The sequence below is a fragment of the Mixta sp. BE291 genome (genome assembly GCF_031457955.1).
Lineage (GTDB): Bacteria > Pseudomonadota > Gammaproteobacteria > Enterobacterales > Enterobacteriaceae > Mixta.
Genome location: NZ_JAVDXN010000004.1, coordinates 126,620 through 139,692 on the forward strand (window position 1 = coordinate 126,620; position 13,073 = coordinate 139,692).

At 53.3% G+C, this 13,073-nt stretch carries 14 protein-coding genes; 8 read left to right on the top strand and 6 right to left on the bottom strand.

What is annotated here, in order from left to right; translation table 11 throughout:
* Positions 1 to 169 precede the first annotated feature (169 nt).
* Positions 170 to 2,113 (top strand): methyl-accepting chemotaxis protein, encoded by a 1,944-nt coding sequence (locus J2X14_RS10730; RefSeq protein ID WP_352411207.1) that lies wholly within the window; start codon positions 170 to 172, stop codon positions 2,111 to 2,113.
* A 55-nt stretch (positions 2,114 to 2,168) separates the two neighbouring features.
* On the opposite strand, the gene lldD is transcribed toward J2X14_RS10730, so the two are convergent.
* The 6 genes from lldD to flgA form a co-directional block, all read right to left on the bottom strand.
* A complete protein-coding gene (gene lldD, locus J2X14_RS10735; RefSeq protein WP_352411543.1) occupies positions 2,169 to 3,353 on the bottom strand; it encodes an FMN-dependent L-lactate dehydrogenase LldD in 1,185 nt (394 codons plus the stop codon).
* Positions 3,354 to 3,361: 8 nt separating this feature from the next.
* A complete protein-coding gene (lldR, locus tag J2X14_RS10740; RefSeq protein ID WP_352411544.1) occupies positions 3,362 to 4,120 on the bottom strand; it encodes a transcriptional regulator LldR in 759 nt (252 codons plus the stop codon).
* Positions 4,120 to 5,772 carry an L-lactate permease gene (gene lldP, locus J2X14_RS10745; RefSeq protein ID WP_352411208.1) on the bottom strand — a complete coding sequence of 551 codons (1,653 nt, stop codon included), beginning with the start codon at positions 5,770 to 5,772 and terminating at the stop codon, positions 4,120 to 4,122. Before lldP ends, lldR begins: the two co-directional genes overlap by 1 nt.
* A gap of 341 nt (positions 5,773 to 6,113) precedes the next feature.
* The gene (locus J2X14_RS10750) at positions 6,114 to 6,557 is read right to left on the bottom strand and encodes a flagella synthesis protein FlgN (protein ID WP_352411209.1); all 444 of its coding nucleotides are present in this window, start codon (positions 6,555 to 6,557) and stop codon (positions 6,114 to 6,116) included.
* Between the two features lie 11 nt (positions 6,558 to 6,568).
* A complete protein-coding gene (gene flgM, locus J2X14_RS10755) occupies positions 6,569 to 6,898 on the bottom strand; it encodes a flagellar biosynthesis anti-sigma factor FlgM (RefSeq protein ID WP_352411210.1) in 330 nt (109 codons plus the stop codon).
* Between the two features lie 44 nt (positions 6,899 to 6,942).
* The gene (flgA, locus tag J2X14_RS10760) at positions 6,943 to 7,620 is read right to left on the bottom strand and encodes a flagellar basal body P-ring formation chaperone FlgA (RefSeq protein ID WP_352411211.1); all 678 of its coding nucleotides are present in this window, start codon (positions 7,618 to 7,620) and stop codon (positions 6,943 to 6,945) included.
* Between the two features lie 259 nt (positions 7,621 to 7,879).
* Between flgA and flgB the strand changes: the two genes are divergently transcribed.
* The 7 genes from flgB to J2X14_RS10795 all read left to right on the top strand — a co-directional run bounded on the left by flgB (position 7,880) and on the right by J2X14_RS10795 (position 13,019).
* Positions 7,880 to 8,290: a flagellar basal body rod protein FlgB gene (flgB, locus tag J2X14_RS10765; RefSeq protein WP_352411212.1), complete on the top strand. Its 411-nt coding sequence runs from the start codon at positions 7,880 to 7,882 to the stop codon at positions 8,288 to 8,290.
* A 5-nt stretch (positions 8,291 to 8,295) separates the two neighbouring features.
* A complete protein-coding gene (gene flgC / locus J2X14_RS10770) occupies positions 8,296 to 8,700 on the top strand; it encodes a flagellar basal body rod protein FlgC (protein WP_352411213.1) in 405 nt (134 codons plus the stop codon).
* Positions 8,701 to 8,711: 11 nt separating this feature from the next.
* Entirely contained in the window at positions 8,712 to 9,374 is a 663-nt protein-coding gene (locus tag J2X14_RS10775; protein WP_352411214.1) for a flagellar hook assembly protein FlgD, read from the top strand.
* Between the two features lie 43 nt (positions 9,375 to 9,417).
* Entirely contained in the window at positions 9,418 to 10,641 is a 1,224-nt protein-coding gene (flgE, locus tag J2X14_RS10780; protein ID WP_352411215.1) for a flagellar hook protein FlgE, read from the top strand.
* Positions 10,642 to 10,653: 12 nt separating this feature from the next.
* Positions 10,654 to 11,403, top strand: coding sequence for a flagellar basal body rod protein FlgF (locus J2X14_RS10785; protein WP_352411216.1), 750 nt, complete (start codon positions 10,654 to 10,656; stop codon positions 11,401 to 11,403).
* Positions 11,404 to 11,425: 22 nt separating this feature from the next.
* A complete protein-coding gene (flgG, locus tag J2X14_RS10790) occupies positions 11,426 to 12,208 on the top strand; it encodes a flagellar basal-body rod protein FlgG (RefSeq protein WP_352411217.1) in 783 nt (260 codons plus the stop codon).
* Between the two features lie 142 nt (positions 12,209 to 12,350).
* Positions 12,351 to 13,019, top strand: a complete 669-nt coding sequence (locus J2X14_RS10795) for a flagellar basal body L-ring protein FlgH (protein ID WP_352411218.1) — start codon at positions 12,351 to 12,353, stop codon at positions 13,017 to 13,019.
* Positions 13,020 to 13,073 lie beyond the last annotated feature (54 nt).

The window sequence follows — 13,073 nt, forward strand, 5'->3', positions numbered from 1 at the left end:
GCATTCTGTGGCTTTACCGCTTCAGCCGTTGACAGCGCAACGTTGCGAACATATCCCTTTCTTGTTTTCGATCAATTTTCCTGCGTCTTGTTAGTAAATTCACTAAAGCGTGTCTTAACCATGTCGATAACCCCACTATCGTCCAGTGTTCTTCATACAAAGGTGAGTTATGAGCGGTTTGGCGGCGTTAATAGCAGGGTTTAATAACTGGAGTGTCGGTAAAAAACTGACGTCCGGTTTCATTTTGGTGCTGTTGATCATGGTGGGAATTGCCGGAGCGGGTATTAAAGGCTTCGCTAATATCCAGACTGATGCGCAGAAACAGCAAATTGTCGTCAACATGGTACAGGCGCTTAACCAGGCTCGCCTTAACCGTACGCTTTATCAATATACCGGCGAGAGCCGTTATGGTGATGAGAATGCGCAGGCGTTACAGCAGTTGCAGCAGCTGGGTCAGTCCCTTTACCAGTTCAGCTGGCATTCCGCAGGCAAAGAGAAGCTGGATACGGTAAAGCAGGCAACAGACCATTACCTTGCGCAGCGAAAAACGTTTGTTGCCGCGCTTAATCAGCGTAGCGCGCTGTTAAAAGAGATGAACATCAGTACGCTGGCCGACTATAGCCATCGCAGCGAAGCGTTAAGCAACCAGGTGAGTTCCGATGCGGGCATCGTGCTGGCGGCTTCCCGTCTGGACGGCGCAATCCAGCATGCGCTCAAAGCCTGGCCTGACTTTGTGGCTAAGCCGGATGAGGCGCACAAAGCGAATATCGTGAACAAGCTCAGCGTGGTAACCGAGCGCGCCGAGCTGCTAAATAATCTTCAGTCAGGCGGTGAAGCTGGCTGGATAGCGGCATTAAAGCTGGATACGGCACGTCTGAATGCTTCACTGAATAATTATCAGACGACGTTTGCTCATCAAGACGGTGAATCTAAAGCCTTGACCGCTTCAGCTGGAAAACTGAATGAGGCGGTGAAAAAACTCTACGAGACGCAGATGGTGAGCGTAACCGATACTATCACGCAGGCCAATGTCATTATGTACAGCTCCACGCTGCTGGGCGTGCTGGCGGGCCTGATTATTGCCTGGAGAATCACCCGTAATATTACGCAGCCGCTGCGTGAAACGCTGCAGGTAGCGAATCAAATTGCTGCGGGCGATCTGACTGCGCATATCGATACGCAGCGCGGCGATGAGCCAGGCCTGCTGATGCAGGCGGTGGGAAGAATGAACCAAAACCTGAAAGAGATTATTGTTCAGGTGCGTGAGGGCGTCGATAACGTGGCGCGCGCCTCAGCGGAAATTGCCGCCGGAAATATCGATCTCTCTTCACGTACTGAGCAGCAATCCGCTGCCGTAGTGGAAACGGCGGCCAGTATGGAACAGCTGACCTCGACCGTGAAACAGAACGCGGAGAATGCGCATCAGGCCAGCAGCCTGGCGCAGGAAGCCTCGCTGAACGCCGGGCGCGGCGGCAAGATCGTGCAGGACGTGGTGGTGACCATGGAAGAGATTAGCACCAGCTCCCGCAAAATCGCTGACATCATTAGCGTAATTAACGGCATCGCTTTCCAGACCAATATCCTGGCGCTGAACGCGGCGGTAGAAGCGGCGCGTGCCGGTGAGCAGGGCCGCGGTTTCGCCGTGGTGGCAGGTGAAGTACGCAACCTGGCGCAGCGTAGCGCAACGGCAGCGCGTGAAATTGAAACGCTGATTAGCCAGGCCGGTGACAAGGTGAATAATGGTTCACGTCTGGTGAGCAGCGCCGGTCAGGCGATGGAAGATATTGTACGCTCAGTCTCACAGGTCAGCAGCATCATGCATGAAATCGCGCACGCTTCCGAAGAGCAAAGCAGGGGGATTCTGCAAATCGGTCAGGCAATGACGGAAATGGACACCACGACGCAGCAAAACGCCGCGCTGGTGGAAGAGTCTTCTGCCGCGGCCTCATCGCTGGAAGAGCAGGCGAAGCAGCTAGAACAGACGGTAGCGGTGTTCAAAACGGCGGCGCAAAGCCAGGCGACGCGCAGCGTAGCGGCACAGGCGCCACGTTATGTCGCTGCTCCGAAAGCGCAGATCGCGCCTGCGGCAGCGGGCGGTTGGGAACAGTTCTGACAGCAGGCTCCGCCCACGGGCGGAGCCTTTCTTTACTTTCCGGTCATCAAAACGATTAGCCGTTAGCCACCGCTTTTGCCAGCGCATCTGGCTGCATGGGCGATACGGCCTGTACCAGCGATTCGCGGGTAATTTCCGCAATCGAACGCGCGCCGGTTAAGGTCATCGCCACGCGCATCTCTTTTTCCACCAGATTCAGCAAGTTGGTGACACCCGCTTCGCCCGCTGCGGCCAGCGCATAGAGAAACGCCCTGCCCAGCAGAACCGTGTCGGCGCCCAGCGCAATCATGCGCACCACATCCAGCCCGCTGCGCACGCCGCCATCGGCCAAAATCGCCAGCTCGCCTTTCACCGCATCGGCAATGGCCGGCAACGCCCGTGCCGAAGAGAGTACGCCATCCAGCTGACGCCCGCCGTGGTTAGAAACCACAATGCCATCCGCGCCAAAGCGCACCGCATCACGCGCATCTTCAGGATCAAGAATGCCTTTAATCACCATCGGGCCTTTCCAGAAATCACGAATCCACTCCAGATCGCGCCACGAAATTGACGGGTCAAAATTGTTGCCCAGCCAGCCAATATAATCTTCCAGCTTGGTCGGCTCGCCGCGGTAGGCGGAGATATTCCCCAGATCGTGCGGGCGACCCTGTATCCCCACATCCCACGCCCATTGCGGGTAGAGCGCCGACTGAACATAACGCCGGATAGCTGCGTTTGGACCGCTCATGCCGGAATGGGCATCGCGGTAGCGCGCGCCCGGCACCGGCATATCTACGGTAAAGACCAGAGTGGTACAGCCCGCCGCCTGCGCCCGCTCCAGCGCGTTGCGCATAAAACCGCGATCGCGCAGGACATAAAGCTGAAACCACATCGGACGCTGAATCGCCGGTGCGACCTCTTCTATCGGACAGAGTGAAACGGTGGATAGCGTAAAGGGAATGCCTTTTTTATCAGCGGCTCTGGCCGCCTGCACTTCGCCCCGCCGCGCATACATGCCGCACAGGCCAACCGGCGCCAGCGCTACCGGCATCGACAGCGTTTCGCCAAATAGCTGGGTCTCCAGGCTTAGCGAGGACATATTGCGCAGAATGCGCTGGCGCAGGGCGATTTGCGCCAGGTCTTCGCTGTTGCGACGCATGGTGTATTCGTCATAGGCGCCGCCGTCAGCGTAATGAAACAGAAAAGGCGGTACTTTCGCTTTGGCTGCGGCACGGTAATCTTTTGCTGATGAGATAATCACGGTTGTCCTCACTTACTGTCCGGAATGCGCATACTGCGCGCGCGTCGTGCCTCTTCTTCATGCAGGTTACGCATGGTGGCATCGACAAACTCAAGGTGATGGATAGTTACGCTGCGCGCGCGGTCGGCGTCGCCTGCCACAATGGCCTGGCACATCGCCTCATGCTGCACTGCCAGCTGGCGGAAAATTTCGGGTGCGGTGTACATGCGTTGGCGGCTCTGCATCACTGATGACTGCAGCACATCAAACAGGCCACGCATCGCCTGTAATAGCACCAGATTATGTGACGCTTCTGCGATCGCCAGATGAAAACGGACGTCGGAATGAGCCGCCAGATCGGGATCGTCGCGGTCGCTGACTTGCTGCATCATTTGGCAGCAGCGCTGAATATGCGCTTTCTCTTCCGGCGTGGCGCGCCGTGCGGCATGCCACGCGGTACTCGATTCAATCGCTATGCGCGCTTCCAGCACGTCATAGCGATAACCCGGATCGTCAGCCAATAGCGTACTGAGCGGCATAACCAGACGGGTTGACGACCAGTTATCGTGCGGCGCAGCGACAAAATTCCCGCCGCCACGCCGGCTCATCAGCACGCCTTCGCTAATCAATTTCTGTAGCCCTTCGCGCAGCGAAGAGCGCGAAACGGCCAGCAGCTGCGCCAGCTGGCGCTCTGCGGGCAGCCGCGCGCCGGGTTGCAGCTGCTGTTCGGCGATAAACTGACGCAGCTGCTCCGCCAGCCGATCGGCCAGTCTTATTTCATCCGGCATCAGGGAATCATCCACGGGAAAACCCAGGCTTGCAGTGAGGTAATCACCCCGATGATGCAGGTGAAAATCAGGCTGTGTTTAACGGTAAAGCGGAACAGATCGGCCTCTTTACCCACCAGACCCACCGCCGCACAGGCGATCGCGATCGACTGCGGCGAAATCATTTTCCCGGTTACGCCGCCGGTGGTATTGGCGGCAACCAGCAGTACCTCCGGTACGCCAATCTGTTGCGCCGTTGTCGCCTGCAGCGCGGCAAACAGCGCGTTGGATGAGGTATCAGAACCGGTAAGAAACACTCCAAGCCAGCCAAGAAAAGGTGAAAAGAAGGTAAATGCGTTGCCGGTATGGGCCAGCGCCAGCGCCAGGGTGGTAGAAAGCCCTGAATAGTTGGAGATAAACGCAAAAGCCAGCACCGCGCCGATGGAATAGATCGGCAGCGCCAGTTCGCGCAGCGTTTCTGTAAAGGCGCTCACCGCTTGAGCAGGGCGCATACGTAGCCACACAATCGACAGCAGCGCTGCGATGAAAATCGCCGTGCCGGTGGCGGAAAGCCAGTCGAGTTTATAAATCGCGGCATAAGGCGTGGCGGCGGCGACAACCGGCGGCATCTTAATCACCTGCTGATCGAGGAACGGCACCGCCCAGGTAAAGACCCAGTGATAAAATGCGCCGCCGGTTGCGAACAACGCTTTAAACGGCGGGATGCTCCACAGCGTGACGGTAATGGTTAAAAACAGGAACGGCATCCAGGCGCGGGTGATTTGTGCCGCGCTATAGCGGGTTGCGCTGCGCGCGCTGGCCGTCTCGTTTTCCTGCTTATCAAAACGGAAGATACGTACCGGTTTCCAGACGCGTAAAAACAGCGTCAGGCAGAGCAGGGAGACCAGCGCGGAAATCACATCCGGCAACTCCGGGCCAAGGTAGTTAGAGGTCAGAAACTGGGCGATAGCAAAAGAGCCGCCCGACACCAGCACCGCAGGCCAGGTCTCTTTCACGCCGCGCCAGCCATCCATAATCGCCATCACCCAAAACAGCACAATCATGGTCAGCAACGGCAGCTGACGACCAGCCATCTGACTAATTTCCATCGCATCGATGCCGGTAACCTGTCCAGCGACGATAATGGGAATACCCATGGCACCGAAGGCAACCGGCGCGGTGTTAACAATCAGGCACAGCCCAGCGGCATAAACCGGCTTAAAGCCCAGCCCAACCAGCAGTGCGGCGGTAATCGCCACCGGCGCGCCAAAGCCTGCGGCCCCCTCCAGAAAAGATCCAAAAGCGAAGCCGACGATCAACATCTGTAGCCGTTGATCTTCGGTTATCGACAGAATGGAGTTACGGATAATTTCAAACTGACCGGTTTTCACCGTGATTTTATAAACAAAAACGGCAGCAACAATAATCCAGGCGATGGGCCAGAGACCGTAAAGAAAGCCGTAAACGGCCGACGCCAGCGCCTGGTCGATCGGCATGCGATAAAACAGCAGAGCGACGGCCAGCGCAATCAACACGGTAATGGTGCCGGCGACATAACCTTTCAGCCGCAGCCGCGTCAGGGCGAAAAAGAAAAACAGAATAGGGAGCGCGGCAATCAGGCTTGATAGCCAAATATTATCCAGCGGATCGTAGAGTTGCTGCCATGTTTGCATGCTTACTGTTCTCCTGAGCATAACGCCCTGTTACCGGACGCGGCGGAGATCGGTACCGCAGCCTGACTATGCGCAGCGCTGCATAGCATTATGCTGGTCCGACCAAAATCGACGGGGATGTTAAATTATTGTTCGTCCGATGTTGAACAGAATGCAACCTTTGCTTAATGCTTTAATTTAATGCTGCAAGAAGAGTCACAAACAAGCGATTTTGGTAGGACCAATTTATCGGATTACGCAAAAAGGCGGGATTTTTTGGTTAGGTAAACGGTAATGTTTAGGTAGCAAAAAAAAGCTTTCTGTTCAGAAAGCTGGCAAATCGCACAAGAAGTTACGTAGTTTTATATAGTAATATTGTAAGCGCGAGCGTTTCCGTTATTGTCGGATTGTCCACCTGCGGTATAGAGGCCTGGCGAAACGGCAGAGTTATTTATTACCTTGCTCAGGGCTTGTACTTTTTGCATGTGGATATCAAGCAGATGACCAGCTTGCAGGTTCATATCACGCGCTTTTTGGGTGGACTCCAGTATTCTGCTCCAACTGTTTGCCAGCGTGGGCTGTTGCGTATAAGGCGCAATCAGCTGCAGGTTTTTTTCGGTTAATTTTCTTTGTTCATCATGCCACGCGAGCGTAGATAAATGACGGCTTTTAATATCAGAGAGCTGTTGCAACGCAACAGCATTCACCTGCCCATGACTTAAATGCTTAATTTCTTCTGTCAGCACCACTTCCAGTTCATTAAGCGTTTCCTGCATTTTGTTTAGCGTCGTTTGTAGATTTTTCATTGGTGATTCTTTTACCGATCGTCGAGAATATTTTGCAGCAGTGACTGCGCGATTTTTTCATAATCCATTGTTAGCTCACCATTACGGATGGCATCTTTGATTTTCTCGACGCGTTCAACATCGATATCCTGTGCGTCATCAAATTTTATCTGCTGTGTTAATGCGCTGAGTTTAACATCTGTGCCTTTCTCGGGGGGGGTTTGCTCTTTCGCTGTGCTGTTAGCCAGATTCCGCTGCGTGAATTTTACTTCTTGCTGGATATGGGCTGGCGTAACAGGTTGCGTCTTCAGCGTATGGTTTATGCTCATATTTTCTCCGAAACCTGAATGTTTACCTTTCACATTACTAACAATATCGGTGTTTTCTCGGATAGCTAAAGACGAGATTACAAATTTATCCGCACACTGCCATCACTATTAACGCTGCCGGTTACCAGCTGACCGCTTTTCATCCGCACCCGAATGGCGTCGTTGATGGCTGCATTATCCAGCGCCTTACCTCTGCTTCTGATATGAAAACCGCTACCGTGAGCAATAATATCGATCTCTTCACCTCGGTTAATACGCCACTTTTTACGTAGCTGATTCTGCGTGAGTGGCTGGCCGGTGCGCAGGGGACGCGTTAAGACCGCGCCACGGAAATCGTTGGGATTCATAACCACGCCGGAGGGCAGATTTGCTAACGATCCGCTGCGTTGCACCACATCATTGGGGCTGAGTACGCTGCCGGTTTTCAACTCTCTTGCGGCTACCCACCAGCTTCCTTGCGCTTCGATGCGCACCTGCAAAAAATGTTTTTTATTACCGCACTGTGCAACCACCGTGCGGTTACCGGAGAGACGCGGATTGCCACTCATTGAGAGCTGTGGATCGGTACACAGCGACGCGAGTTTATCTTCTGGCGTTAATAAAATCACATGGCGTTTGATATTGTCCGTTATATTTTCGTCAGCGCCGTTTAATAATGCGTTAATTTTTCCTGTTAGCATGGTGTTATCAGCCTGTGCCACCAGCGAAAATAAAATTAATAGCGTGCTTTGCCATATTTTTCGTAATTTATTCATGCGCAGCCAGGCCGATGGATGATTAGGATTAAGGTGATTTACTTGTTTAGCATTAGGTCAGTGTAACGCTATCCTGAAGTAAGTTAATGGCCTAAATAACGTCAATTCTGTTGCTTATTAAAAACATTATACTGAATTTGTTGGGTAGCTCATGAAATGGATGGAGATTCGTCCCGTTTTTGCGGTATAGATTATTTCCAATTCAAATTATAGTCTCTGCGTTAATGTTTATGTAGCAAATCAATAAGGTCGTTCTTCCATGATGGATAAACTCGATAAGGCATTAAATTTTCAGCAGGAAGCATTAAATTTACTGACCCGCAGGCAGGATATTTTAGCGTCGAATATCGCTAATGCTGATACGCCGGGTTATTTAGCCAGGGACATCGATTTTTCACAGGAACTTAAGAAGGCCGTGGTGCAAGGTCGTCGCCAGACGCAATCTTTAACGCTTAATCTGACAGAAAAACGACATATTCCGGCAGCCGCGCCCGCGCATCATCGGAACGAATTATTATATCGTATTCCCGATCAACCCAGCGCGGACGGTAATACGGTTGATATGAATCGTGAACGCGTTAATTTCGCGGATAACAATGTGAAGTATCAGACCAGCCTAACCCTTCTCGGATCGCAAATTAAAGGAATGATGGGCGTCATTCAGGGATAATTTTTATGTCTTTATTCAGCATTTTTGATATTTCAGGCTCTGCCATGGCGGCGCAGTCAAAAAGAATGAACGTCAGCGCCAGTAATATGGCCAATGCCGAAAGCGTGGCTGGCCCGGATGGCAAGCCTTATCGCGCGCGCCAGGTGGTTTTTCACGTTGATCGCGCGCCCGGTCAGGAAATTGGCGGCGTTAAAGTCAGCGGCGTGATTGAGAGCGATGCGCCGGATCGTCTGGTCTATGAACCAGGCAACCCGCTGGCGGATGCCAAAGGCTACCTGCATATGCCGAACGTCAACGTGGTGGGCGAAATGGTCAATACCATTTCCGCTTCGCGGAGCTATCAGGCCAATGTGGAAGTGATGAACACGGCCAAAACGATGATGCTTAAAACGCTAACGTTGGGTCAATAAGGAGAGTTGAAATGGCCGTTTCACCGGTAACCAGTACCAATGCCGTCCCCACCAGTAGCAATGGTTCCAGCATCGAAGAAATTACCAATAACTTTATGAACCTTCTCGTTGCGCAGATGCAGAACCAGGATCCCACCAATCCCATGGATAACAATCAGCTGACGTCGCTGATGGCGCAGTTTAACACCGCCGCTGGTGTCCAGCAGCTGAATGGTACGGTAGGGCGTGTCAACGACATGGTCATTAGCATGCAGCAGATGAATGCGGCTCAGTGGGTAGGGCGCACTATCTATATTGAAGGAGAGAGTAAGGTTACTTCTGCGAAAGATGGCTTTGCTTTTTCTGTCAGCAACGATGTGGATAAAGTCAGCGTGGTATTAACTGACAAGGCAGGTAATAGCTATACCGCTGATTTAAAAGATGTTGATGCGGGCATGCATAAATTAACTTTTGAAGACTTAAGCGGTTTCCAGCCCGCCGAGCCAGGCTTTGATAACGGTGAAACCTACAAGGTGACCTTTACCGCTGTCAATCAGGATGGTTCTGCGCCGGCAATCGCCTCGTTAAAATCTGCCAAAGTGGAAGGCGTCTCTTTTGGTATGGCTAGCGGGGCGGTATTGCAGCTGGGGCTGGATGGCACCACTACTTTGAACAAAATTTATTCGATTGAGTAACGTCGATTTTAGCGTTGAATGTTAGCGACCAGGAAGGTTACGTATGAGTTTTTCACAGGGTCTTAGCGGACTGAATGCGGCTTCACAAGCATTGGATGTTGTGGGTAATAACATTGCCAACTCCCAAACGATTGGTTTCAAATCTGGCTCTATTGCATTTGCTGATGTTTTTGCCGGTTCGCAAATCGGCATGGGCGTCCAGGTTTCCGGCGTCAGGCAAAATTTTAGCGACGGCGTATTAGGTCAGGGCACGGGTAGCCTGGATATGGGTATCCAGGGCAACGGCTTTTTCCGTATGTTGAGCCCGGCGGGGCAGGTATTTTACAGCCGTAACGGGCAGTTTAAAACCAATGAAAATGGTTATATTATCAACGATACGGGTTTACAGCTTACCGGCTATCAGGCCAGCGGAACGCCACCCATCATTCAACCGGGCGCGCCAGTCGGTCCGATCCAAATCCCTACCAGTCAAATGCCGGCTCGCGCCTCTGATAGCGGCACGATGAAAGGGAACCTCGATTCCGGCGCAGAAGTCATCAATCCGACGCTCACCTTCGATCCGAAAGACAGCAACAGCTACAATTCAGTGAGTCAGGTTGATGCTTACGACAGCCTGGGTAATCGCCATACCGTTAACGTTTACTTCGTTAAAACTGCTGATAATAAATGGAAGATCTATACCAACGATACCACAGCACCTTCATTAAATGGTGCGGGGCAACCACAGTATCAGGAGCTGGATATTGACTTCGACAGCGCAGGTCAGCTCACCACTACACCCGCCAGAGTAGCGATTAATGGTGCCGCCTATAACGGCGCAGAAGCGCTGCAATTCGAGTTAGATCTGACCGGTATGACACAACAGGCTACCGAAACCGCGATGGAAAGCCCAAGCACCACCGGCTACCCGCCGGGCTCGATGAACGGTTTTACCGTGGGCGATAGTGGTGAAATTATCGCCTCTTACAGCAACGGACAGCGACAGCTACTGGGTCAGGTGGTGCTGGCAAACTTCACCAATGCGGGTGGTCTGGCTTCCAGCGGTAATAACGCCTGGACCGAAACCCCAGCATCCGGGCAGCCGGTCGTGGGTATCGCCGGAAGCGGCAACCTGGGCAATCTGTACGGTAATAAGCTTGAAGCATCCAATGTCGATCTCAGTCAGCAAATGGTCAGTATGATCATTTACCAGCGTAACTATCAGTCTAATTCACAGACAATTAAAACCCAGTCTGAGCTGTTACAGACGCTGGTAAACCTGGGCTAATGGCGGGCTGACATGGATCGTGCAATTTATACTGCAATGGGCGCGGCAAATGCCGCGCTAAATCGCCAGGCGGTGACGGCCAACAACCTGGCGAATGTTTCTACCAACGGCTTCCGTGCTCAGCTAACGGCTTATCGCGCGGTGCCGGTTAACGGCCCTGGTGAGGCAACGCGTGTACTGGTCACCGAATCCACCCCCTATAACGACTATACCATGGGGTCAGTTAACCACACCGGCCGCAGCCTGGACGTGGCGATGCCGCAAAACGGTTGGTTAGCGGTTCAGCTTCCGGGCGGCGAAGAAGCCTATACACGCGACGGTAATATTGAAGTTGACAGTGAAGGCCAGCTACGGGTGAAAGGTTACCCATTAATGGGTGACGGCGGGCCGATTGAGATCCCGCCGCAGGCGCAGGTCACCATTGCGCCGGATGGCTCGATTACCGCTTTAGGCGCGGGTGACGAGCCGACGGCGCTGGCGCTGATTGGGCGTCTGAAGATGGTGACGGCGCAGCCTTATCTGCTGCGTCACGGTGATGATAGCTTGTTTCATGTAGATCCCACTGCTGGGCAAAACCCGGTATTGCCCGCCGATCCCGCACTGAGGCTGATGCCCGGCGCGCTTGAAAGCAGCAATGTTAGCCCGGTAAACGCGATGGTAGATATGATCGCCACAGCGCGCGGTTTTGATATGCAAATGAAAGTGATTTCAGCTGTGGATGAGAACGAGAAAAACGCCAATCAACTACTTAGCATAAGTTAATAACGGCAAGGAGAAGCCTGAGATGATGCATGCCCTATGGATAGCTAAAACCGGTCTGGAAGCGCAGCAGACCAATATGGATGTGATTACCAACAACCTGGCCAACGTCAGTACCAACGGCTTTAAGCGCCAGCGCGCGGTGTTTGAAGATTTACTGTATCAAACGCTGCGTCAACCGGGCGCGCAGTCTTCAGAGCAGACAACCATTCCTTCCGGTTTACAAATCGGCACCGGCGTACGCCCGGTGGCGACGGAACGTATTCACAGTCAGGGCGGCCTGACGCAAACCAGTAACGCTAAAGATGTCGCCATCAGTGGACAGGGCTTCTTTCAGGTGTTGCTGCCGGATGGCACCACGGCTTATACCCGTGACGGCGCTTTTCAGATCGATCAAAACGGGCAGCTGGTTACCGCTAATGGCTACCCCATTCAGCCAGCCATTACCTTGCCGCAGGATGCCGGTACGCTAACCGTGGGCAGTGACGGCCTGGTCAGCGTAACCCAGGCGGGGCAAACCGCGCCTCAGCAGATAGGGCAGCTAACGCTCGCCACCTTTATCAATGATTCCGGGCTGGAGAGCATTGGCGAAAATCTATATCGCGAAACGCAATCTTCCGGCGCGCCGAATGAATCCACGCCAGGCATGAACGGGGCGGGTGCATTGAAACAGGGCTATGTGGAAACGTCCAACGTCAATGTGGCGGAAGAGTTGGTCAATATGATCCAGACGCAGCGCGCCTATGAGATCAACAGCAAAGCGGTGACCACATCCGATCAAATGCTACAGCGCCTGACGCAGCTCTGACGGTAACCAGACCTGGGCTGCTGCCCTTTTCATCTGCTTTTACGTAGTGAATATCATGATAAATCCGCCTGACTTTGCGCCGCCCGGGGCGCATCAACATGCCGCTCGCCGTGCTGCTTTTCTCCGTTTAGCCCGTTTGCCTATGCTATTGACCCTCGGCACCGTGCTGGCAGGCTGCGCTGATATAACACACAAACCTCTGGTGGACGGGGTAACCAGCGCCAGCCCAATGCAGACCATGCCCGGTACGGCAAATGGTTCGATATTTCATACCGGACAGACAATGAACTATGGCTACCAGCCGCTATTTGAAGATCGCCGTCCACGCAACATCGGCGATACCCTGACCATTCTGCTTAAAGAAAATGTCAGCGCCAGCAAAAGCTCTTCGGCTAACGCCTCGAAAGATGGCTCTGCCGGCCTGGGCTTTAGCGCAATGCCGCGTTTTATCAGCGGATTATTTGGCGGTGACAGGGCGGAAACGGCGATTGAAGGCAGCAATGAATTTAACGGTAAAGGCGGGGCCGCCGCCCGAAATGCCTTTAGCGGCACCATTACCGTTACCGTGCGTCAGGTACTGGAAAACGGCAACCTGATGGTGGTCGGTGAAAAACAGATCGCCATTAATCAGGGCACGGAATTTATCCGTTTTTCCGGCGTAGTGAACCCTCGCACAATCAGCGGCAGCAATACCGTGGTCTCCTCGCAGGTAGCTGACGCGCGCATTGAATATGTCGGCAGCGGCTATATCAATGAGGCGCAACAAATGGGTTGGCTGCAACGTTTGTTCCTTAACTTTTCTCCTTTTTAACAGGCTGATTATGAGAATGTCACCTTCCCTTTTCTGTCTGCATGGGCTCTGTCT